The sequence below is a fragment of the Pseudochryseolinea flava genome (assembly GCF_003286915.1).
Classification (GTDB): domain Bacteria; phylum Bacteroidota; class Bacteroidia; order Cytophagales; family Cyclobacteriaceae; genus Ohtaekwangia; species Ohtaekwangia flava.
In genome coordinates, this window is sequence record NZ_QMFY01000021.1 from 51,943 (window position 1) to 74,839 (window position 22,897).

A 22,897-nucleotide genomic window follows, 5' to 3' on the forward strand; every position below is an offset into this window, starting at 1 on the left:
TGTATGAAAGCACTGATCGTAGAAGATGAAATAGAGGCAGCAGAAAGACTTAGTCACCTGCTTCAAGAATGTGATCCTGGAATTAACATTTTACAAACAATTGACTCTGTGCAAGAAGTTGTTAACTACTTCTCATCCGGCAAGCAGGCTGACATTGTGTTCATGGATATCCAACTCGCTGATGGAAAAAGTTTTGAAATCTTCGACAAGATCAATATCGAATCCCCCATCATCTTCACAACAGCGTTTGATCAATATGCATTACAGGCATTTAAGCTTCACAGTATAGATTATCTTCTCAAGCCGATTCAACAAGATGAATTGATGACTGCACTTCAAAAATTTAGGAAGCTATGTTTCAGCGACACGCAGTTATCCGTTGCCGACATTCAAGCGATCAAAGGAATTATCGCCGGCGCGAACAATCGATTCAAACAACGCCTTCTTATTAAGTCTGGAAACAAGCTTCAATACAAGCCAACGGAAGGTGTATGCTACTTCTTTGCTGATGGCAAAACCACCTACCTGGTTTCAAAAGGCGACGGGAAACGGAGTATCATCGACCACACACTTGAAGAACTGGAGGGCATTCTAAACCCTGCGCAATTCTTCCGCATTAGCCGAAAGTACATCATCAACTTTGATTGCGTTGTAGAAGTTAAAGGCTTGATGAGTTCTAAGCTCGAAGTGCGTGTAAATCAGGCATGTGATCACGACCTTGCGGTAAGCCGCGAGCGCGCACATGAGTTTAAGCGGTGGATGGACCGCTAAACTTAAGGGCTCTGTTTGCGCGATGCGCGTCCCAGAAATTTGAAAGCATCAACCATCAGAAACGTACCTGTAATACCCGTAGCGCCACCCGCGATGAGTAATCCTTTACCAACATCGTCATGTTTCCGCCCGAGCATCAACCCTCCCGCTATCGTGATAGAATAACCTAATGTAGCAACAGCTATACCTGTCTTAAAGCGACGTTCCGACTTTCCCAGATTCAGTTGAATATTATTTACGTCAGCGCGTAATGTTAAAAGCGCTGTTTTAAATTGGTCTACATGAGCAGTTGAATCTACCTTTTGAGCGTGCGCGAGAGAACAAACAAAAAAAGACATTAAAATAAATATGCTTCGCATAGGGTTTATGATAATATTAAAACAATTAAACAGCCAAGGGGGATAATTGTTTACGATATCTTTCAAGCTCAAGTAACGTTTTTAACAAAATAAACAAATGCTAATCACTCCTAAATAATTGCAGCTCACCCACAAAACCGTGCATTTGATCACTTGATGTTATTGTTTTGAATGTATACTGGCGAATAATCTATGACAAAGTCAATCACGACATTCAGCGTTATCTCCAGCGATCCCAATTCGTATAAACTTTCTATCGAGGCACCGCACAATAGCGACTACTTCCAAGTAATGACGGATGCCATCCAATATCGAATGACCGAGCTCATTGACAAAAACTCGCTGACCCTCATCGGCCTATCCACCAAAATTGACATGTTCGAAATCGAATGCGGGCATGAAAACTGTTTCATCGAGATAGACACCCTACACGTTTCTGCGCAAAGTATAGCCTTTGAAACATATTTCTACGTAGGGCGTCATTTGAAAGGAAAAGGGTCTTGTTCACTTTTTTTCAAGCCGACTACGTTCTCAATCGCGGAGTAAATGTGGAATTTTACAAACGTGCCTGCTCGCATTAAAACGGGATTAAAAACTTTACTTCGCTCCTAACAATTTTACATTTCTCAGCCCATATCCGGCCGCTTCGTTCCATTTTCCAGTAATATTGAGGAACAATTTAGCAACGCTAGCGTTTACGATAGCATTACTATCACAGAAAGTAAGATGGCTATCGTCTCATTTCAACTTAATGCCAAGCTGTACGTGCGCGACCCGCAGTCGACGCAATTGGGACAGAACATCATTCAGACGAGCATAAAAATGATCGAGAAGCGAGGTTTTGACGAATTCACTTTCAAGAAACTTGGCCTTGAAATCGGTTCACCGGAAGCATCGATCTACCGCTATTTCGAAAGCAAACACCGCTTGCTGCTATACCTGATCGATTGGTATTGGACATGGCTCGAATACCGAATCGATTTTAGTAATAACAACATTAAAGATCCTATCACGCGGCTGAGTAATGCTATTCGATTACTCGTAGAACCAAAGGCTTTTGATCCTAACATTTCGTTTGTAGATGAAGCTCGACTACATCGCATCGTAAATTCGGAATTCGAAAAAACATATTTAACGCGAAATGTAGACGCCGACAATAAAGAAGGACTTTTCCTTCCTTACAACGCACTATGCAACAAAATAGCGTCGATCATCAAGGAGGTAAATCCAAAATACCCTTACCCCCGAGCGCTGATTAGCACGATTCTTTTAAGTGCCAACCATCAGCTCTATTACTCAGACCATTTGCCGTCACTGACGGAAATCAAATCAGACTCAAAGAAAAAACATACAGACCTAGCATCGTTCCTAGAGTCACTTGTTTTTAATACGGTTAATGTAAAGATCAAATGAACAATCATACCATTGTTAAGTTATTGCGCGAAGGCGCCTTGAAACTCAAGCACGATTTTAATCCTGCGGCACTACGTTTCGTAGAGATTAACAACAGAAGCTATGGTATAGATGAGTTCGCGGAATTTAAACGCGACTTAATCGAAGCCGGAAGCAAGATTAAAATGCTTTTCCTCGAACAAGCCATTCCGCCTACCTCACTGTCTGAATTCATCACACACAATACAGGACTTAACATCGTATTTGAAAAATACCGAGACGAACTAAGACCGATACTCATCGAGTGTAAAAGCAAGAAGAAAGTTATCCTAAACTATCTTGACGCTGAACACGAAAAGGAAGTAACACTTGACAACATCCAATCGATCCCTTTATATCGGAACGACCACAACGGAGAGGTTATGCTTTTTGTGATGCACCCTTACCAAAGTTTGGTAAGCGAATACTCCTACGAAGGTGAAGCTGCGCCAGAGCCAATGAATCCCGTTAAACGATTCTTCAGGTTGCTGTCTACCGAGCGCCGTGACATTTTCTACATTCTATTCTATTCGGTCGTGATCGGTTTAACCGGACTCATCTTACCCGTGGGCATACAAAACACAGTTCAACTCATTTCTGGTGGTGTATTTTTTAGCTCAATCTATGTACTGATCGGCGCTGTAATTTTAGGAATTCTATTTACCGGTGTGCTGCAGATGTCGCAAATCACACTGGTTGAATACTTGCAACGAAGAGTTTTCACAAAAGCTGCATTAGAATTTGCATTTCGTATTCCACGAATCAGGATGGAAGCAATTACCAATAGCTACGCACCTGAATTGGTCAATCGATTCTTTGATGTCATCACGTTACAAAAAGGTCTTCCAAAACTTCTCATCGACCTGATCTCTGCGGCCGTGCAAATACTTTTCGGACTTATACTGTTATCACTGTATCACCCCTTCTTCGTTTTCTTCAGTTTGTTCCTGATCGTATTTCTAGTCCTCATCTTTTGGTTCACAGGTCCATCAGGCCTAAAATCATCGATCAACGAATCAAAGTATAAATACAAAGTAGCGCAGTGGCTCGAGGAACTCGCGCGTGCATTAAAATCTTTTAAGCTCGCAGGAAACACCGATCTTCCCATAAAAAAAACGGATGATACGGTGAACAATTACCTGAAGTACCGCAGCTCTCATTTCAAGGTATTACTCACACAGTTTTCGTTCATCGTCATCTTTAAGACTGCTGTTACGGCGAGTTTATTAATTCTTGGTACGATACTCGTCATTAACCGGGAGATCACATTAGGGCAGTTTGTCGCGTCCGAGATTATCATTATCCTCATCCTGAATGCAGTTGAAAAAGTTATCACCTACATGGATGTTATCTACGACCTATTTACCGCCGTTGATAAGATTGCACAAATCACAGATCTTCCACTCGAAAAAGTAGGTGGTCTCGATTTTCCAAAAAGTCACAACGCAGGATATGCGATCAAGATCAAACAACTGCGCTATAAATATCCACACTCAACAACGTATGCGCTACGCGGTCTAGACCTCGACATCAAACTCGGAGAACGCGTGTGTATATCCGGTCCGGGCAACGCGGGTAAAACTACCCTAACCGACCTCATCGCTGGTATTCATCTCGACTACGAGGGAATCATCACCATCAACAATTATTCACTTCGCGATCTTGACATCAGGCACTTGCGCGACAGCATTGCCAAAAACATTTCACCGGAAGATATTTTCGACGGTACGATCCTCGAGAACATTACGTTAGGAAGCCCAACCCGCACGGTTGAAGACGCCATTGAAACGATTCGTAAAGTTCACCTTGAAGACGAAATCAATGCGCTTCCCGAGGGATTGAATACCCATATCGTAAGTGGTGGAAAAGGATTCTCAAGCTCGTTCATTCACAAACTCATCCTTGCGCGATGCCTTGCCAAAAAACCTGCGCTGATCATCCTTAACGATTTCTTTGCAGGACTTAAACGACAAGGAAAATTACAAATGTTGAATTCGATCATGCACGAAGAGACGCGGAGCACACTCGTGGCGGTATCCAACGATCCGCTCGTTATGGCAGCATGCGACAGAGTTATTCTGTTGGATAACGGAACGATCAAAGACGAAGGACATTTTAATGATCTTCTCAAAAAGGGTACTATCAGCAACTACATCGATTAATGTTTAGACTATGTTGAATCTTTCATCACGCCGTATAAACGAGATCATCAAAGAAGGCAACTTGTATTCGCTTCGCGCGCTCAAAACACCCGCGCCAGGCATCCTTCTCGCTAGGTTATTGATGGCACTCGGTGTCATACTATTTATATTCCTGTTTTTACCTTGGCAACAAAACATCCGTGGAACGGGTAGCGTAACGACCTTAAGCCCAGCGCACCGACCACAAACTGTTCAAGCGGTTATCGCCGGGCAAATTCAGCAATGGCATGTACGCGAAGGAGATTTTGTCGACAAGGGCGACACGATCGTAACGATACGAGAAGTAAAAGAAAAATACTTCGACCCTGACCTGTTACTGCGTTTGCAAGAACAGCTTACCGCGAAAAAGAATAGCCTTTCTTCTAAAAATGAAAAAGCACAGGCACTAAAACGTCAGATCGCCGCACTGAAGGATGGCATGCAAAGAAAAATCGAGCAGTCTATTGCCAAAGTAGAAGCGGAGAAAGTAAAATTTCAAAATGCAGAAAATCAATTTCAACGGAATAAGAAACTTTTTGAAGCCGGTAACATTCCGCTCACAAAATTTCAGGACATTGAATACAAATACCAAGGCAGTTCCGCCGACTATCAAAATGCTCAACTTGAGGTAAAGAGACTAAAGGCGGAGTTTGATGAAAAGATCAGTAAATCCGAATCAGACTTACGCACAACGGAAGCTGAGATGTTTGAATCACAAAGTGAAATCGCAAAACTTTCAAATGAATATACCAACACAGAAATCAGGAGTGGTCAATACAAAATTTTAGCGCCGCAGGCGGGCATAATGGTTCGAGCTATACGCGCGGGAATTGGCGAAACAATTAAAGAAGGTGATCCGGTTTGCACCGTCATGCCTCAAGCCGAAGACCTTGCTGTTGAGATGTACGTGAAAGCAATGGATGTTCCCTTGATCAGCAAAGGACGAAAAGTCAGAATCGAATTTGATGGTTGGCCTGCATTGCAATTTTCGGGATGGCCGAGTGTATCTGTCGGTACTTTCGGCGGTACGGTCGAAGTCATTGACTTTGTAAGTTCGCAGCCAGGAGAATTCCGAATCCTCATTACACCAGACGACACGGAAGAATCATGGCCCAAACAATTGCGTGTCGGATCGGGCACGAAGAGCTGGGTCATGCTCGACGATGTTCCTGTATGGTATGAATTGTGGCGACAGCTTAATGGCTTCCCACCAAGTTTGTACAAGGCGCCATCGCCCGCAACGGGTGCAGAAAACAAATCGGACAAAGCATCGTCAGATAAAAAAAAGTAATGGTATGAGAAGAATCGTGATCACCTTTATCTTGCTGCATTCATTATCGGTGCTACACGCGCAAATAATGCGTGACTCAGTTTTTGTGTTACCCGATTCGGTGAAGCCTTTTACGATTCAAAACTTTTTCGAGTTGATCATTCAACATCATCCCGTTGTAAAACAGACGTTGTTGTTGTCCGAAACAGCGAAGCAAGAGATTCGGCTTGCGCGTGGAAGCTTTGATCCAAAAATAGAAACACAGTTTTTACTCAAACATTATAATGACACTGAATATTACCGACTATTCGATGCCGCATTAAAAGTTCCAACACGGTCGCCAATTACAACGACTATCGGCGTCGAGCGTAACACCGGTGAGAATTTGAATCCAGAGCACTACATTTCTAACGAATATAATTACAGACAACTTTATGTAGGGATTGCTGTTCCATTGGGAAAAGGATTGCTCACAGATGAACGCAGAACGACGTTAAAGCAAGCGCAACTTTTTGGCGATATGATGGAAGCTGAACAAATCAAGCTAACCAATAAACTTCTTCTAGAAGCTGCTAAAGACTATTGGGAATGGTATTACAGCTTTTATAACTATCGCCTCGCGCACAGTACCGTGACCGTTGCGGAAGAAATCTTTCGTCGCACTAAATTAAATTTTCAAGGTGGAGAAGTCTCTGCCATCGATACAGTACAAGCACGGATCACACTATTAGAACGACTTGTCAACCAGCAAGAGTCGCTCAATTCGCTCAAGAACCAGACGTTAAAAATATCGACCTATCTCTGGGATAGTCTTCAGAACCCAGTTGAACTGCCACCCACATATGCACCTGCAGGTGAAAGTGACATGCTTCTTTTAACATCTACCGACGTCAAGGCGTTGGTTGATATGGCAAAAGCAAATCATCCTGAACTCCGAAAGTTGAACGTTAAGCTACAACAACTCGAACTTGATAGAAAGTTATTTCGAGAGTACATGAAGCCGCAAGTTGACCTCTCCTACTATAAGCTCAATCAACCATTTTCTCCGGAAGGGATCAACAGTAACTTCACATGGAATGACAATTACAAATTTGGTCTCGACTTCTCGTTCCCTATCTTCTTGCGAAAGGAACGTGCGAAACTCGAACAAACAAAGCTGAAACTGACCAACACGAAATATGATCGTGACCTAGCCTATCGCCAGATTTTGAATGACATCAATACAGCCTACAACGAGCTAGTAAATAACGGACTTGTCTTACAACAGCAGCGCGCTGCCGTGTCATTATACTACACATTGATTAACGCAGAAATGACCAACCTTGAGAATGGCGAGAGCGACTTATTTAAGATTAACATTCAGCAAGAGAAACTATTCAACGCACAATCCAAACTCATCAAAGGGCTAGCGGCGTATGAAAAGCAAAAAGCGATATTATATTGGTCAGCCGGAACTTCTCCGTTGAGCGCCATCGGAAGATAATACATCATCTTTCAAACATTCATATGTTCGGCGATTACAAGTCTAATCATTAGATTTAGGGGATATAGCATCACCAGTTAATGGAAAGATATCCCGACATAGGAAAATTATTTACCCCGCTTCAACCATCGACTGAGCGTACTGTCAATGGGATTGTATATTCACAAGTGAGGTCAGCGCCGCCGTTACAAAAGTACATTTACAGTTATTGGGAATTTTACACTGATCAGCCATTACGCCAGCCCTATAGTCATCGAATCGTCGCCGACGGATGCATCGCATTAATCGTCGACATCCTGAATCCTGAAAATAATTTCATCCGCGGATTTATAACGAGTTACACGGAGTACCAATTCGACGGAAGTTTTCATTACGCCGGCGTATGTTTTTATCCGAGCGCATTCCCTGTACTCTTTGGGCTACCTGCCAGTGAACTCACCAATGTATTTGAACAGCTGAATAGTTTTCTGCCTCATGTAGCCAGAACCTTTACACAGCTATTTGACACCAAGACGAACATCTCGCGTACAAAGCAAACGTTTGATGACTATTTCATTCGTAAAATGATCCGCGGAAACCTCGCTTATGACGCTCGCTTTTTCAACGCCGTCGACATAATTCTTAAATCAGGTGGGGCGCTAAACGTACAAACCGATTTGAAGACCGGCGTTAGCCCCCGCCACTTGAGACGACTATTCGATTTCTACGTCGGAGAAAGTCCCAAGATGTTCTGTACCGTTGTTCGTTTCCAGAATATCATTAACCAAAGACCAACGGCCATCTGTATTCGTGAAAAGAAAATTTTTTATGAAGCGGGCTACTATGATCAAGCGCATTTTATCAAAGAATTTAAACGTCTCTATGGATTAACGCCCTCGTTTGCGTTACAGTAAACGCGTTTCTGCATCTGCGCAACTTTTACTTTGTCCGTTTTTTACAACGAACTTCATGTGTACTATTTCATCTTTGCAGCGGAGCTCAGTCTCCTATCAATAAGTCCAATTTCCCAATAAATTTGTATCAACGCATGCGATTTGCAAGTTTTCTGTTATTTCTCCTTAGCTCAATAAATGTTTTTTCTCAGAAACAATCTACCGTAACGGTTACGGTGAATCGAGAAACGCAGCTGTTCGCTATTGTGACTTACCTTTCAGGGAATATTCAATTTGTTATTCCATCTGATTATGAGTCGGCCGTGAAGAAAGAATTTAAATCCTTTAAAAAACATCCGGCGGTCTCCGAAATAAAGAACCTATACAAAGGAAAAGATTTTTACATCGAAGCCGTGCATCCCATGTTAGGCTTTAGATGTTCATCGCTTCCTGAATTAAAAATCATATACACTCCCGATCACGTTGACCTAGCTGCCCTGGAAAAATACTTGCAATACCTGCGCAACTTCGCAGATGAGATTGCGTATCAAGACTTTTACGACGCACATAGACCCGCCATGGAAGCATGGGAAAAACCAGTACTTGACACCATTGTTAAGTATGAGATGGCCGACAAGCTTGGCAACCTTTTTCGCCAGCACAAAACCTTCACGGTGCACCTCAATCCGTTCAACAGTTGGGGAGGTCAAGCGTTTGTTCCGAACGAACATTACGCAGATACAAACGCATCCTTCATCTTGGGATACAACAGTTACACGGCATCTTCGGGCAAAGACAAACCACCATTTTTCAACAGCCGCGCAATGCTTGTAGAACTGTTATGGCACGAAGGTGCCCATACCTATATCAATGCGCGCATCAAAAAAAATTTAAAGCTGTTTGATGAAAGTCAATCCCTCCTCAACGAACAGCGCCAGACAACGCTTCAAAAGGCTGGCAAATTCAAATGGGAATGGGAATACTTTCTCGACGAGCAAATCACCCGCGCTACGGTTGCTTACCTATTACTCATTAATATGGGCGAAGTTGACTGGTTAAAAGAATGCGCACGTCAGGAGCAAATGGGCTTCACGTTTACCAAAGAAATTTCGTTGCTATTAAAAACATATGACAACGACAAGGCGAAGTATCCAGACTTCACAGATTTCCTACCTACGATAGCAGACTTCTTAAAAGTAAAAGCCAAAAATTCATATGGCCAATCGTCGCAAAAATAACTAGACTACGAAAGCATCTTTCATATCCCACAAATACTTACGTCGTATTATGAGCAGACATATCATTGCAATCATCGCTTTTCTTTTCACAACATCACAACAAGTAAACGCTCAAACACCTGCAACCGTTGCCGTGACGGGGAAAGGTAAACCTGTTCTATTTCTTCCGCATATCGGTTGTTCACCTGATATGTGGAATGAAGTCGTATCCGAGATATCAAAGACCCATGAATGCCATGTCTTTTCTTTCGCTGGGTTTGCCAAAGCGCAACCACTAAAAGAAAACTACACCGCTCAATATCTCACTTACATCGCACAATATATTACTGACAAAAAATTGAAGGATGTTACACTTGTCGGCATGAACTATGGTGGTTTTATATCACTTCAATTGGGCACAACACTGCACGTAAAAAAAATCGTGGTAATCGACACATATCCGTTTCTATCGCAAGTCCTCAATCCTGACGTTACTTTGACAGAAGCAGCAGCATACGCTTCCCAAGCAAAATCGAGTTACCTCGCTCCCACGGATTCTGCTTTCCACGCCGTCATGTATCAAACCGGAAAAGCCATGATTACAAACGATTCTGTAAATGCTAAACGCTATGCAGAATGGAATGTACAATCAGACAGAAAAACGATCGCGGAAGTACTCGCAGATCAAATGAAAACTGATTTGCGCCCCGCGCTTGCCAATATAAAAATTCCGGTGTTAATCATCGGCACTTGGTATTTTGGAAAAACATACAAAAAACTTCCCATTGAAGAAGGTTACCGTATGCATGAAACTTTTTACAAGACTTTGACTAACCGTACCATCAAACTCACGGAAACGGCAAAAGACTTTATGCAATGGGATGAACCGCAATGGTTTCTGAACGAAGTAAAACACTTTTTGGCTAAGTAAACAATTCGTGACAATAACGGAACGCTCGTCAACCGTTAATACACAATCAACTTGTACACACTGGTTGAATTTGCTCGAAGTAAGCGTAGGACATATACGCCAGGGTTTAATGTAAAGCTTGATTCGGCATTCGTAATCACTTTCCGCATCACGGGCTTTCCTTCGATCGTCAGCACTTCATAGGAAGACCCGTGAAGCAGACCTGATGTTTTTAAATACACTGTGCCATTGGAAGGAATCGGATAAAGCTGAAATTGATTGTCCTCCTCAATGTTGGTTATCGTGGGCGCGGCGATAGTTATTGACTTCAGATCGGATATATCACAACGATTGATTGATCGAACGGAGATTATTGCATCCCCTGTAAAATCATCATCCCACATGAGGCTGGCATTGTTTGACCCGCCGGCGGTCACTACACCCGCTCTCATCGGTTCAACTTTCCATACATACTGGGAAGCACCAAACTGCTCATCGATCGACAATGTGGTAACCCGTGCGTTATTTTCCGTATCGTGCGACACCTGAATCTCACCAACAACGTCACTCAAATTCTCACAAGGCGTGTCTACTTGAAACACAGTAATGTAACTATGCATGTCGCGCGTCCACGCAATGTAGCCGTCGTGAATGACAGGAAGCATATCATCGCCTTCATCCATCGAAAGTTGTATCGTGGAAGTGCCGTTGAATAAATATACCTCTCTGTTGTAGGTATCATTAGCATAAGCATCAAAGACTACTATATTTCCTGAAATGCGTGCATTTCCAGAATTGTAAGCAGTGTAGGCAGATATATTTTCAGGTTCACCGCCAAAGGTGTAGTAATAAACTTGCCCTGTTGATCCACCTGAGGTAAATGATTGCCACGTGAGGTTGCTCCCAGAAAGTCGGATATCGTAATCATTAACGTCGTTGTTCGTGATTTGCTTGACCTCCCCGTCCTTGTAGACAAAAATTTCGTTATCGTGACCGTCGTAACCTACCCAAGCGATTAATTCATCGGAAATTCTTCCACCGCCATCGTCATACGCGTTGTCTGTAAGCTGCGTCGTCGAACCTTCTTCATAGAGAAAAATTTCGTAATCAGCGCCTACTAATTTTTGCCAGAGAACTCTTCCCTGGCAGATCTCCGGGCCAGCATCGTCCGCTGCATCATTGGTAATCTGCGTTGTTTCATTTCCATCGAAAGAAAAGACATCATAATTCTTACCACTTGATCCCCATACGATCACGCCATCAGATATCTTTGGATGAAACTCAAATCCGGGTGTCTGCGTCACACGTTTTTCAACATTGTCTCTGTAGTAATAGATCTCGGTGTTGCTTGTTGAAAAATTCCTCACCCAACTCATCACGCCATTTTCGAGCGTCGGCAATACATCATGTACACGATTTTTCGTGACCTGATACGTTTCATTTCCATCGTAATAATAAACCTCGTAGTCGTTCGCAAGCGCCATCGAATCTTTATGAGAAGGCTGCCCTGCCCATGCCAACTGATTCCTCCATATCGTGAGATCGCTCGCCGCATAAGCGTCAACGGTTTTCTTGCCAGCAAGATTACAAACCGTAAACGCTACTGTGTCTGAATATTGACCGTTTACCCTCAGCCGAAGTTGGTAGGCACCACCAGCAATTAACTTCGGCAATGAAACTTTAAGTGGAGAGCCAGTGCCCGTACCCAATACAACAGGTGTCATTGGAAAATCTGGAAAGTTAACGATTGAAATCTCAGCCGTATAAGAATCTTCACGTGACTGTTGGTCCGTAAAAAAAACAAGAAAATTTGAGTTTCCGCAGATATCATTAGCCGATAGACTGTCAACCGAAAAAGATTGTGCGAAAGCCGTTGAGTAGTGCATGACCGCGGCAGCGAGTAATAATAGATAACGCATTGAGGTTCATTTAAAAACCGAAAGTACTAAAAGAAGCTTACTTTATAAGTACACAAATAGATTTTTTCAACACGTCGGACTAACAACTTCGGGCACACTTGACAACGACCACCGTAAAAAACAATGTGTATCTTGACAACTAAACGAAAACCGCGCGCTGATATGAATACTCTACTGACGTTGTTCTTTGTAGTCATGTTTGAGATTACTACGCTCATGGCGACAGCCCAAACACACACGCTTGGCCTGATTGCCCAACCTCAATACGATAGCTTATTGTATGCCTCTGGATTTCGACTCACAGGCAGAACCGTAGAAAGTCTGCTTGGTCCGAAAGTGAGCAACGCTGAATTTCAAGCGCATGTAAAATCACTTCATCAACTTAAATGCAACGTGTACGTTTGCAATGTTCTGTTTCCAGGCAGCATAAAGATCGCTGGGCCCGATGTCGATCAACACGAAGTATTAAGCTACCTCGAAGCGGTTCTCGTCCGTGCGCAACATGCTGGCATCAAAAACCTGACACTGGGAAGCGGTGGCGCAAGACGACTGCCGCCAGGTTATGACGCAACAATAGCCAAGACTCGGTTTATCGAACTCTCAAAGCAGATGGCGGCACTTGCAAAAAAATACGCGGTCACCATTATTCTTGAAAACTTAAATAGCACGGAAACGAATTTTATTAACACGCTTCGTGACGCTACTGATATTGTTAAGCGTGTCGATCATCCAAACTTCCGACTCAACGCGGATATTTATCACATGCTAAAAGAACGTGAGCTGCCGGAAGCAATTGAGAACGCAAAGGGCCTCATTGTGTATTGCGAAATTGCAGAATCCCAAAAACGTTCGTTGCCTGGTGTTCACGGCGAAGACTTTCGTCCTTATTTTGCAGCATTAAAAAACATCGGCTACGAAGGACCAATCATGATTGAAGGAAACGTGGATAATTTAACGAAAGATGCGCCAATTGCCTTTCGCTATTTGCAATCACAGCTGCGTGAAGTGTGGGAGAAAAAGTAGATCTCAAAAAATCAACGACGGTCACGAAGTAAATTTGGTGAACGAACCACGCACTACAATTTCAAATCTACTTTCTTACCGGTCTTCACCGCTTCGAATATCGCATCAACGATCTTCATGTCCTTTACCCCCTCTTCCCCATCGACGGGAACCAACGGCTTTTTACCTTTTAAAATGATTGCCGACATCTCGTCCATCTGTAAAGTTTGATGCGTCACATGAGGCTGCGTCAACTCACCGAGGTGCGTGTGCCCCTTGATTGGACCATAACCTGTTGCCGGCAAAAGCTCAGCAAATCCTTTTTCACCATTGAGAAAGAACCGGTCTAGGTTATTCATCGCATACGTCGACAGACACGATGCTAAAGCGCCATTGGCAAAACCAAGTTGAAAGGTGATCGTCTCGTCCACACCTTCCTTGAATTTAATTGGATCTGTTTTTACTTCTTGCGCTGTGACCCACACCGGGTCTTCACCCACCATATATCGTGCACCATTGATTGAATAAATTCCGATATCCATCATGGCGCCGCCACCGGCAAGTTGTTTATTTAATCGCCATTCCCCGGGATCGCCAATCTTAAATCCACTCAGTCCTTGAAAGAAAAGTATTTTACCAAAATCGCCGGCATTGCGCATCCGAACAATCTCCAAAGTCTTCGGCTCAAAATGCATGCGATATCCTATCAACAGTTTTACATTTGCTTTTTTACACGCATCAACCATCTGCTGTGCTTCGACAGCATTAACTGCCATCGGCTTTTCACAAATAACATGCTTTCCCGCTTTTGCAACGCGAATGGATTGATCTTTGTGAAGCGCATTCGGCGTGATTACATACACGGCGTCAATATCTTGATTATCCTTGATGCGATCAAAGTTTTCGTAATTGTAGCAGTTCTTCTCTGGGATATTATACTTCGCTTGCCATTCCTTCACCTTACTTGGCGTTCCGCTGATAACACCAACAAGTTTTGCTGCACGACACGATAGCAACGCTTCGGCTACACGCGATCCATAGCTCCCCAATCCCATAATGGCTACGCGCAACATTGGGCCATCATAGACCGAGTTAACGGCCTGCGGATAAGCTGCAGCTTTCATCATCGACACCGCGGGAACTACTAAAGCAGAAGCTGCCATTTTTTGTAAGAACGCACGTCTTGAACTCATGTTGATCAGGTTATCATTTGTAATTATCTAAAATACTAATTCTTGTTGTGAGTTCTAACTTTTCGCAATGATTCGGCTTGTTCATTTCATTTCCAACGTACTGACACCGCCGAGCGACTTGGCATCATAATGATTTTTTAACGCTTCCCGTCAACATGTAACGCCATCGTAATATCGCTGTAAACTTCAAATCAAGTTAGTATCGGATCTTTCGAGAAACTGATGAAAAAATTAGCGAGCTATGTCATCTTCCTCATCATTTGGTTTACTGATCTTCCAACGGCTGCAGCACAACAAACGAAAAATTTAATCTTCATTACACTCGATGGCCTTCGGTGGCAGGAAGTATTCTCAGGTGCCGATTCATTATTGATAAACGATGCGCAATTCGTGCACGGCGACTCCGCGAAACCGTTCTATTCAGAAGTGACGCCTGAAGCAAGACGAAAACAATTGATGCCTTTCTTTTGGAATACCATCGAATCCAAAGGACAACTGTATGGAAATCGTAGCCACAACAACGAAGTTAACTGCGCCAATCCTCATTGGTTCTCATACCCTGGCTACAGCGAAATATTCACGGGCTTTATTGAACCAAAGATAAAGTCAAATCGAAGCATCACGAATCCTAATCCGACTTTCTTAGAGTTCTTACACAGCAAAGCCGAATACGATAAGCGTGTCGCTGCATTCGCTACCTGGGGCACGTTCAATGACATCCTGAGAGAGAAGAAATCGAAGATACCGGTCAATGCTGGTTACGACAAAGCGTTCGCTCAACCTACAGCAACGGAAGCCATACTTGACAGCCTACAACAAGCTATCGTGACCCCCATCGGTGTTCGATATGATTCGATCACCTTCCGTTACGCAATGGAGTATCTCAAAATGCAACGACCAAAAGTTTTATTCCTTGGCCTCGACGAAACGGATGAATACGGACATAAAGGTCGATACGATCAGTATCTATTTGCCGCGCATCAGGCTGACAAAATGATTGAAGAATTATGGATGTGGCTACAATCGCAAGCGGATTACAAAAATCAGACAACGATCATTATTACCACTGATCATGGACGAGGTAATGGGAAACATTGGACGGGTCATGGAAGACTAAAGGCTGGATCAAATCACGTTTGGCTTGCTGTGATGGGACCTGATACGCCAGCGTTGGGCGAGATCAAAACAGCGACGCGTCATTACTTAAAACAACTTGCATCAACAGCTGTAGCGTTGTTAGGATATACCTATGACGCAAGTCGTCCAACAGGAAAAGTTATTGAATCTGTATTTACAGATCAGCGTTATGCGGATCTAAAAGATAGCCGATCAAAAAAGGACAGAATCAGCAAACGTTAAGAAGCAAGGGCGTGCTCACGCGTTGAGACACCCTTTACTTCGTAGAGTATCTTTTCATCGATCTCGGGACGCACGAGTAATCCGTGAACCGACAAATCGTGCAGTAAGTACATCAGTTCGGCCTGCTCGATCTCGACACATTTCGCCATCACTTGTTCAGCGCTACAGGGTCCTAAATCGGTGATAACATTGAGTACCCACGACGACTTTTCTGACAATTCAATTGTTTTCATCATTTCTATTTCTTTGGCAAAGAAACGGTAGCCACGCTGCCCTTGTTCGTGCTACGCGATTATGAAAACGTTAAATTATTCGCGTTATGACTTTACGTCGTCATGTATGAAATCCTTTAAAGTAGCAACGCTCAGGACTCGTTTGTTATAATTGCCGTATTCTTCTGCATGTTGTTCGAGATCGGACAGATGTTTATATACAAGGCCCATCAGCTGTAGTCGTTGAATAAAAACACCCTACAGCGTTATAAATTGTGTTAAGCGGCAAGAACACAAACAATACTTTCCGTAGATTACATCCTTTCAATTTGCAAGTCTGATGACGCTTCCGAAAGGATATCATATTGCTATTCTTATTTCCCTAATTATACCGCTGCAAATGTTTGCACAAGGTAAGATTGTGCTCATTGGTGGTGGTGCCGAAGTACAAGGAGGCTGGAGCGATGCACCGTATAGCTGGGCCGTTGCAAACGGTGGCAACAAAAAAGTTGCTGTGATCAGTTATACCGATGAGGACAATTTCATCCCCGACTACTTCATGTCTCTTGGCGCAGTCGCTGCCACGAACATTAAAATCAATAGCCGTACCGTTGCAGGCCTTCAAAGTACTTACGATCTCCTCATGCAGCATGATGTTTTCTTTTTTAAAGGCGGCGACCAATACAAGTATTACGATTTTTTCAAAGACACCAAAACCTCACAAGCGATTGTAGATAAGTATAACAATGGCGGCGTCATCTCAGGAACCTCAGCCGGTATGGCTATCCTATCGAAAGTATTTTTCACGGCGAAAGAGGGGTCCGTATATCCGGATGAAGCGTTACAAGACTTCAGGCATCCTCACATTCAACTAGCAAACGATTTCCTACCCTTCCTGCCCGGCATTATTGTCGATTCTCATTTCACAGAACGTGGCCGAGCGGCACGACTCTTTGGATTTATGGCACACTGGTATGATGACACCGGCGAACTACTCACCGGCCTTGGTGTCGACGACCGCACTGCTTTCTGTATTGACGACAATTTAATCGGGAACGTATATGGTACCGGAACTGTATCGATATACAATAGCGCTGGCTTCGGAACATTCAATGGCAAAAATCCTACTGCCGACTCAGTCCATGTCACGCAACTTTTACACGGACACGCTTTTAATCTCCAGCAGCAACAAATCATTCATGGCCCTCAAAAACTTATCACACCCGTCGATGAAACAGGAAACTATCAAGTCTTACTCAGTGGAAGTAACAGCCTGTCATCGAATAACGACTTTGTAAACCTGTTTGTAAACGGTCTGGGAAAAGCTACCGATACAATCACCGTTGTTGTAGCGAAAGGAAAAGGTATTGCTTACTTGACCAAATTAAAAAGTATGCAAGCAAAGTATGTGACCGTTGACCCATCATCGGACGCGAACGACATTGGACACATCGAACTTAGGAATGCCATCCGTAAGTCAAAGAAAGTATTGTTCCTCGAAAATGACGACGAAGCCTTATTCAATTTCCTTGCTGGTGGACCAACGGGAATTTTGCTCGATCAACACATCCGACGAAATAAAATGATAACAGGTTTTATCGGTGAAGACAGCCGCTACGCCGGAAAGATCTTTGTCACGAATCATTTGACAGATCAGTACGCTGCTTACTATGGACGATTAAAATACCGCGAAGGTCTTGCACTCTTAAAATCAAGCGTGGTAATGGCAAACACTTACGATGCAGCAAGCTCCGACTTTTATGAAAACACCACAGCCGCAGTTCCATTTGCAATGGTCGACGATACCCTTAAGTATGGGATCAGTCTAAACAGAAGTAGCTATCTACATTTTTTTCAAGGTGAAGGCAAAAATTACTTCACTGCTAAAGGTGCCCTGACAACATTGGTACAGATCAACCATGGAACGAGAACCGACATTGCTTCGCAGCGAGTAAACGCCGCTGGCACTGCCCGTCAATATGTGAGTTTTGCGGAAATGCAAACCGTTCTACTGAATGGAGATGCCGTGGTTCCTTGCGGGGTTCCGGTGATGACCGACGACGAGCACTATGAATTCGAATCTCCGGTGCTCGATGCAGAAGTCGACTTATCGACGTCGTTTACAATTTTTCCTAACCCTTCATCAAACGGTATATTTCAAATCTCCTCGAATATTCGCAAATTCGTTTCCGTCACACTCGTCGATTTTACAGGACGCACCATATTGCAGCAGGCTTACGCTGACAATAGCAACAGTACCATCGACATGAGCCCTTATCCGGATGGCCCTTATCTTTTGTTGATTCGATCATCCGAAAAAACAATATCAAGGAAAATCATAAAATGCGAAAGCTGTAAGTAATGATCTTAACGTTGTCAAAACCTTTTTGTAAAAACATCTTTAACCAATTTATCTTTACATGAGAAAATCTCTACTGTTTTTAATTTTCGTTTTTTTATCGCTGAGTTCATTAGCTCAGGATAAAAGACTTATTGAAGGCACCGTGACCAGCACCGAAGATGGCGCTGTCTTTCCTGGTGTAAGCGTTGTCGTTTCAGGCACAAGCAAGGGTACCGTTACCAACACCGAAGGAAAGTATTCTATTCAAGTCGACGCTAATGAGAATGTGTTAATCTTTTCATTCGTAGGCATGTTGCCCATTGAGGAACGGATTGACAATCGTTTAGTGATTAACGTGGCGATGAATCCCGATGTAAGTCAGCTCAGCGAAGTTGTTGTCGTCGGATATGGAACAGAGCACAAAAAGATGTTGACAGGATCGGTGGGTGTTGTGAAATCAGATGCCATCAAAGATTTGCCCGTATCAACGGTAGATGGTATCCTTCAGGGACAAACAGCCGGTGTACAAGTGATGCAAAATTCTGGAACACCCGGGGGCGGCATGTCCGTTCGCGTTCGAGGCACTACTTCGCTCAGTGGTTCCGGACAGCCCTTGTATGTCATCGATGGAATACCCGTTACCACAGGCGACTATGCACAAGTCGGTTATGAAGGCCAAGGCATCAACGCGCTAAGCGATCTTAATCCAAGTGAGATAGAATCAGTAAGTGTACTTAAAGATGCCGCTGCTGCCGCGCTATATGGCGCACGCGGTTCAAACGGTATCGTGCTTATTACTACCAAGCGCGGAAAAAGCGGCAAGTCACAAATCACTTTCAATACTTATTCCGGCGTACAACAAGTATGGCGCACACTCGACATGCTCAATGCACAACAATGGATGGAATATCGTAATGACCTCGCGGGAACAACGGTGTTCACCGAAGATGACATGAAAAACAATACCATCGACACAGACTGGCAGGACGTCATTTTTAGAACAGCACCGATTACCAATTACGACCTTTCAGCATCGGGCGGAAATGAAAAAACACGTTTCTTCATTTCGGGAAGCTACTTCGACCAGGAAGGTATTCTCATTGGAACAGGTTTCAAGAGACTGAACACGCGCGTGAACCTAGACCATACCATCAGCAACAAACTCAAGGTGGGCACAAGTATCGGATTAAGTTATTCGAAATCCGATCGTGTGGAAAGCGATGCATCATTACATGGTCCGCTACCAAATGGTATATCAACGCCAGCCATATTTCCCGTGTACAATCCTGATGGAAGCTACAACCAAGATGGGCCTTACTCGAATGCGTTGTCTATCGCCAATGAAGCGACGAACGAAAACTTTACCTATCGTGCTATCGCCAATGTATTTGCCGAGTATACGATACTCCCCGGATTAACATTTTCATCAAAGTGGGGCGTAGATTTTTACAATCTCCGCGAACATGCATTTGAATTCAATACGGTTCAAGGCAGTAAATACAATGGACTCGGCTTCGAAACATTTAGAAATGTTTTGAACGTGGTTTCGAACAATATCCTTCGTTACGAAACCACATTCGATCTACATAACATCGAACTCATGGGAGGTTACAGTTTCGAGATGTTCGAAAATCATTCGATGTATGCTAGAGGCCAAGATTTTGCCGACGAGAGCTTACAGTATCTGAATGCAGCCACAACGTTTGTCGGGACTACGGCTAGCCCCGGCGAGAAAGGCATCCAATCGTTTTTTGGAAAAGTGAATTACAATTATGCGAGCAAATATCTATTGGGAATTACTGCTCGCGTTGATGCATCGACGAACTTCGGCGATAACAACAAATACGGCATTTTCCCAGCGGCCTCCCTGGCGTGGCGTATGAGCGAAGAAGATTTCATTAAAAACAACATCACTGCAATTTCAGAACTCAAACTGCGTGGAAGTTATGGCTTACTCGGCAATGATAACATTGAATCGTTTCTTTTTGCACCACTTTATACACCGGGCTCCTATTCTAGTAAACCAGCCATTTCACCAAAACATCTGCCCAATCCAGATCTCAAATGGGAGTCGACGGCACAGTTAGACATTGGTATTGAGATCGGGCTCTTTAATGATCTATTGACATTGACTGCCGATTATTATAATAAGCAGACAAAAGATCTTCTATTAGACCAACCTTTACCGCCAAGCTCGGGATTTCCGGGTGTTGTAACCAACATTGGAAAAATGGAAAACAAAGGCATTGAACTATCTGCCGGTGTAAACACAGTGCTCGGGCCTGTACGCTGGACCTCAAACTTTAATATTTCTTTCAACAGAAACAAGGTCAAAAAATTGTATGACGACCAACCCATGGATGATCTTGGACGTGGTGGCAACCGTGTGATGGTTGGACAACCCCTTGCCATCTTCTATAATTATAAGTCACTGGGTGTTGATCCTTCGACCGGCGATATTGTTTTCGCAGATACAAATATCGATGGTGAAATTACATCTGAGGATCGAACCATCATCGGCAATCCTAATCCGAAGTATATTGGCGGATTTACAAACACGTTTGCCTATAAAGGATTCGACTTGAGCGTCTTTCTTCAATTCACCTACGGGAACGATGTATTTAATGGCTCGCGACTATTCCTTGAGTCGCTTCAAGGTGGCGACAACCAAATTGAAGCCGTAACGCGTCGATGGAAAAATCCTGGCGACATCACGGATATTCCGCGTGCGACTTCCGACGCCTCTAAGGCCGCTGAAAACAAAAGAGCTTCCTCTCGATTTATCGAAGACGGATCCTACTTGCGCATTAAGAACGTAACACTCGGCTACAATTTCAACCGCGAAATAATCAGCAAAATTAACTTGACGGGATTACGCATCTACGCCTCGACGCAGAATCTTTTTACGTTCACAAACTATAACGGACTTGATCCAGAAGTGAACTACAGCGGAAACAGCCTGCAAGTGGTTGGGACTGATTTCTTCACGTTCCCTCAAGCGCGTACTTTCACTTTGGGTCTAAACGTAAAATTCTGAACGTCATGAAAAAGCTATACATACTTGTCATTCTAATACTTTCACTTGGTTCATGCGACGTGCTTGACGTTTCACCTCAGAACGACATTCTTGCAGACGATGCTTTCAAGACAAAAGCCGGAATTGAAAAAGGCATCCTTGGAGCCTATACGTCATTTCAAAACCTCTCCTACTACGGACGATCTTATTTGATCTTCTCTGACTTATCGGCAGATAACCTGGATCATCCCGATGACGCAACCGCGTTGGAGTATACTCAGATCGACAACAATGCAATTCTCCCCGAGAACGGATCCGTCGATGGCATTTGGTCATCTGCTTATGCAGGAATTAATATTGCAAACAACGTTATTGCAAGAGTTCCAGGAATGGCAGACATGACGCCCGAAGAGAAAAACATTGCGCTAGGTGAATTGTACTTTATTCGCGCACTAAATCACTTCAATCTCATCAACTATTTTGGTGATGCCCCGATCAAGGTAGAACCGACCATCGGAACAAATGGTGTGAACGTGCCACGTGAGCCGGTTAGTAAAGTGTACGAACAAATCATAGCGGATTTGCAATTCGCGGAAACACATCTCAACGAAACGAACATCAAAGTCCGTGCATCGAAATTCGCGGCAACGGCATTGCTCGCCCGCGTCTATCTATACCAAGGCAACTACGCATTAGCCAAAGCAAAAGCAACGGAGGTGATAGACGCCGATTATGAACTCATCGATTATGCCGCAGTATTTTCGGATGAATCTGCTGAATCTATTTTCGAGATCGACTTCACTGAATTGAATCGGAATCGCATCGCTGAATATAACTTCCCGAAGACGCTCAACGGAAGACGTGAGGTAGCACCATCTTCCTCCATTATTGACGCTTATGAAGAAGACGATATTCGCCGCGATGCAACCATTGCGTACGCAGGTGCCTTACCCTATCCCATCAAGTACGATGACCTTTCCAAGGGAGCCGACAATGTGATCATCCTTCGTCTCGCCGAAATGTATTTGATTCGCGCTGAAGCTGAAGCCAATCTCGAAGGAGACATCGACGCAATTCAAGCCGACATTAACATCATTCGAACGCGGGCAGGACTTGAAAATACGGATGCCGATAACTATGACCACTTGTTGCTGGCCATCGAGCAAGAACGTCGTGTAGAGTTTGCCTTTGAAGGACATCGTTGGTTTGATCTCGTGCGGACCGATCGTGCTATCGAAACACTTCCAAACTTGGAGAGTGTTGATCAGACGCTATTCCCGATTCCACTATCGGAAATTACAACGAATCAAAATCCAGGCATGAGACAAAACAATGGCTATTAAAATCGATCTAAAAAACTTA

Annotated in this window: 18 protein-coding genes; 14 read left to right on the forward strand and 4 right to left on the reverse strand. The window is 43.6% G+C overall.

What is annotated here, in order from left to right:
* Positions 1–3 precede the first annotated feature (3 nt).
* The gene (locus DQQ10_RS25135; protein WP_112749702.1) at positions 4–771 is read left to right on the forward strand and encodes a LytR/AlgR family response regulator transcription factor; all 768 of its coding nucleotides are present in this window, start codon (positions 4–6) and stop codon (positions 769–771) included.
* A 2-nt stretch (positions 772–773) separates the two neighbouring features.
* Here DQQ10_RS25135 and DQQ10_RS25140 read toward each other — a convergent pair whose 3' ends face one another.
* Positions 774–1,130 carry a hypothetical protein gene (locus DQQ10_RS25140; protein WP_133259761.1) on the reverse strand — a complete coding sequence of 119 codons (357 nt, stop codon included), beginning with the start codon at positions 1,128–1,130 and terminating at the stop codon, positions 774–776.
* Positions 1,131–1,322: 192 nt separating this feature from the next.
* Here DQQ10_RS25140 and DQQ10_RS25145 point away from each other — a divergent pair, with 192 nt between their 5' ends.
* The 8 genes from DQQ10_RS25145 (at position 1,323) to DQQ10_RS25180 (ending at position 10,514) form a co-directional block, all read left to right on the forward strand.
* Positions 1,323–1,676 carry a hypothetical protein gene (locus tag DQQ10_RS25145; RefSeq protein ID WP_112749704.1) on the forward strand — a complete coding sequence of 118 codons (354 nt, stop codon included), beginning with the start codon at positions 1,323–1,325 and terminating at the stop codon, positions 1,674–1,676.
* Between the two features lie 180 nt (positions 1,677–1,856).
* On the forward strand, positions 1,857–2,543 hold the full coding sequence (locus DQQ10_RS25150) for a TetR/AcrR family transcriptional regulator (protein WP_112749705.1): 687 nt from the start codon (positions 1,857–1,859) through the stop codon (positions 2,541–2,543).
* Positions 2,540–4,723 carry a peptidase domain-containing ABC transporter gene (locus DQQ10_RS25155; protein ID WP_112749706.1) on the forward strand — a complete coding sequence of 728 codons (2,184 nt, stop codon included), beginning with the start codon at positions 2,540–2,542 and terminating at the stop codon, positions 4,721–4,723. The genes DQQ10_RS25150 and DQQ10_RS25155 overlap by 4 nt, the downstream gene beginning before the upstream one ends.
* 10 nt (positions 4,724–4,733) lie before the next feature.
* Positions 4,734–6,032, forward strand: a complete 1,299-nt coding sequence (locus DQQ10_RS25160; protein ID WP_112749707.1) for an HlyD family secretion protein — start codon at positions 4,734–4,736, stop codon at positions 6,030–6,032.
* A gap of 4 nt (positions 6,033–6,036) precedes the next feature.
* Complete coding sequence (locus DQQ10_RS25165; protein WP_165824123.1) at positions 6,037–7,494, forward strand: TolC family protein; 1,458 nt, start codon at positions 6,037–6,039, stop codon at positions 7,492–7,494.
* Positions 7,495–7,574: 80 nt separating this feature from the next.
* A complete protein-coding gene (locus DQQ10_RS25170; protein ID WP_112749709.1) occupies positions 7,575–8,387 on the forward strand; it encodes an AraC family transcriptional regulator in 813 nt (270 codons plus the stop codon).
* A 134-nt stretch (positions 8,388–8,521) separates the two neighbouring features.
* A complete protein-coding gene (locus DQQ10_RS25175; RefSeq protein WP_112749710.1) occupies positions 8,522–9,604 on the forward strand; it encodes a DUF4932 domain-containing protein in 1,083 nt (360 codons plus the stop codon).
* A gap of 49 nt (positions 9,605–9,653) precedes the next feature.
* Positions 9,654–10,514 carry an alpha/beta fold hydrolase gene (locus DQQ10_RS25180; protein ID WP_112749711.1) on the forward strand — a complete coding sequence of 287 codons (861 nt, stop codon included), beginning with the start codon at positions 9,654–9,656 and terminating at the stop codon, positions 10,512–10,514.
* Between the two features lie 35 nt (positions 10,515–10,549).
* On the opposite strand, the gene DQQ10_RS25185 is transcribed toward DQQ10_RS25180, so the two are convergent.
* Positions 10,550–12,412 carry a T9SS type A sorting domain-containing protein gene (locus tag DQQ10_RS25185; protein ID WP_112749712.1) on the reverse strand — a complete coding sequence of 621 codons (1,863 nt, stop codon included), beginning with the start codon at positions 12,410–12,412 and terminating at the stop codon, positions 10,550–10,552.
* A 162-nt stretch (positions 12,413–12,574) separates the two neighbouring features.
* On the opposite strand from DQQ10_RS25185, the gene DQQ10_RS25190 reads away from it, so the two are divergent.
* A complete protein-coding gene (locus tag DQQ10_RS25190) occupies positions 12,575–13,435 on the forward strand; it encodes a sugar phosphate isomerase/epimerase family protein (protein ID WP_165824124.1) in 861 nt (286 codons plus the stop codon).
* Between the two features lie 53 nt (positions 13,436–13,488).
* On the opposite strand, the gene DQQ10_RS25195 is transcribed toward DQQ10_RS25190, so the two are convergent.
* On the reverse strand, positions 13,489–14,607 hold the full coding sequence (locus tag DQQ10_RS25195; RefSeq protein WP_112749714.1) for a Gfo/Idh/MocA family protein: 1,119 nt from the start codon (positions 14,605–14,607) through the stop codon (positions 13,489–13,491).
* A gap of 222 nt (positions 14,608–14,829) precedes the next feature.
* Between DQQ10_RS25195 and DQQ10_RS25200 the strand changes: the two genes are divergently transcribed.
* Positions 14,830–15,966: an alkaline phosphatase family protein gene (locus tag DQQ10_RS25200; protein ID WP_112749715.1), complete on the forward strand. Its 1,137-nt coding sequence runs from the start codon at positions 14,830–14,832 to the stop codon at positions 15,964–15,966.
* Here DQQ10_RS25200 and DQQ10_RS25205 read toward each other — a convergent pair.
* Entirely contained in the window at positions 15,963–16,202 is a 240-nt protein-coding gene (locus DQQ10_RS25205) for a hypothetical protein (RefSeq protein WP_112749716.1), read from the reverse strand. The genes DQQ10_RS25200 and DQQ10_RS25205 overlap by 4 nt on opposite strands.
* 316 nt (positions 16,203–16,518) lie before the next feature.
* Between DQQ10_RS25205 and DQQ10_RS25210 the strand changes: the two genes are divergently transcribed.
* The 3 genes from DQQ10_RS25210 to DQQ10_RS25220 are packed head-to-tail and all read left to right on the forward strand — an operon-like array spanning position 16,519 to position 22,878.
* The gene (locus tag DQQ10_RS25210) at positions 16,519–18,540 is read left to right on the forward strand and encodes a T9SS type A sorting domain-containing protein (RefSeq protein WP_112749717.1); all 2,022 of its coding nucleotides are present in this window, start codon (positions 16,519–16,521) and stop codon (positions 18,538–18,540) included.
* A gap of 58 nt (positions 18,541–18,598) precedes the next feature.
* The gene (locus DQQ10_RS25215) at positions 18,599–21,556 is read left to right on the forward strand and encodes a SusC/RagA family TonB-linked outer membrane protein (RefSeq protein ID WP_112749718.1); all 2,958 of its coding nucleotides are present in this window, start codon (positions 18,599–18,601) and stop codon (positions 21,554–21,556) included.
* Positions 21,557–21,561: 5 nt separating this feature from the next.
* Positions 21,562–22,878 (forward strand): RagB/SusD family nutrient uptake outer membrane protein, encoded by a 1,317-nt coding sequence (locus tag DQQ10_RS25220; RefSeq protein WP_112749719.1) that lies wholly within the window; start codon positions 21,562–21,564, stop codon positions 22,876–22,878.
* Positions 22,879–22,897 lie beyond the last annotated feature (19 nt).

Excerpts from the sequence above, each read along its gene's own strand:
- DQQ10_RS25135 (WP_112749702.1), top strand. The coding sequence starts at position 4 with ATGAAAGCACTGATCGTAGAAGATGAAATAGAGGCAGCAGAAAGACTT.
- DQQ10_RS25140 (WP_133259761.1), bottom strand. The coding sequence starts at position 1,130 with ATGCGAAGCATATTTATTTTAATGTCTTTTTTTGTTTGTTCTCTCGCG.
- DQQ10_RS25145 (WP_112749704.1), top strand. The coding sequence starts at position 1,323 with ATGACAAAGTCAATCACGACATTCAGCGTTATCTCCAGCGATCCCAAT.
- DQQ10_RS25150 (WP_112749705.1), top strand. The coding sequence starts at position 1,857 with ATGGCTATCGTCTCATTTCAACTTAATGCCAAGCTGTACGTGCGCGAC.
- DQQ10_RS25155 (WP_112749706.1), top strand. The coding sequence starts at position 2,540 with ATGAACAATCATACCATTGTTAAGTTATTGCGCGAAGGCGCCTTGAAA.
- DQQ10_RS25160 (WP_112749707.1), top strand. The coding sequence starts at position 4,734 with ATGTTGAATCTTTCATCACGCCGTATAAACGAGATCATCAAAGAAGGC.
- DQQ10_RS25165 (WP_165824123.1), top strand. The coding sequence starts at position 6,037 with ATGAGAAGAATCGTGATCACCTTTATCTTGCTGCATTCATTATCGGTG.
- DQQ10_RS25170 (WP_112749709.1), top strand. The coding sequence starts at position 7,575 with ATGGAAAGATATCCCGACATAGGAAAATTATTTACCCCGCTTCAACCA.
- DQQ10_RS25175 (WP_112749710.1), top strand. The coding sequence starts at position 8,522 with ATGCGATTTGCAAGTTTTCTGTTATTTCTCCTTAGCTCAATAAATGTT.
- DQQ10_RS25180 (WP_112749711.1), top strand. The coding sequence starts at position 9,654 with ATGAGCAGACATATCATTGCAATCATCGCTTTTCTTTTCACAACATCA.
- DQQ10_RS25185 (WP_112749712.1), bottom strand. The coding sequence starts at position 12,412 with ATGCGTTATCTATTATTACTCGCTGCCGCGGTCATGCACTACTCAACG.
- DQQ10_RS25190 (WP_165824124.1), top strand. The coding sequence starts at position 12,575 with ATGAATACTCTACTGACGTTGTTCTTTGTAGTCATGTTTGAGATTACT.
- DQQ10_RS25195 (WP_112749714.1), bottom strand. The coding sequence starts at position 14,607 with ATGAGTTCAAGACGTGCGTTCTTACAAAAAATGGCAGCTTCTGCTTTA.
- DQQ10_RS25200 (WP_112749715.1), top strand. The coding sequence starts at position 14,830 with ATGAAAAAATTAGCGAGCTATGTCATCTTCCTCATCATTTGGTTTACT.
- DQQ10_RS25205 (WP_112749716.1), bottom strand. The coding sequence starts at position 16,202 with ATGATGAAAACAATTGAATTGTCAGAAAAGTCGTCGTGGGTACTCAAT.
- DQQ10_RS25210 (WP_112749717.1), top strand. The coding sequence starts at position 16,519 with ATGACGCTTCCGAAAGGATATCATATTGCTATTCTTATTTCCCTAATT.
- DQQ10_RS25215 (WP_112749718.1), top strand. The coding sequence starts at position 18,599 with ATGAGAAAATCTCTACTGTTTTTAATTTTCGTTTTTTTATCGCTGAGT.
- DQQ10_RS25220 (WP_112749719.1), top strand. The coding sequence starts at position 21,562 with ATGAAAAAGCTATACATACTTGTCATTCTAATACTTTCACTTGGTTCA.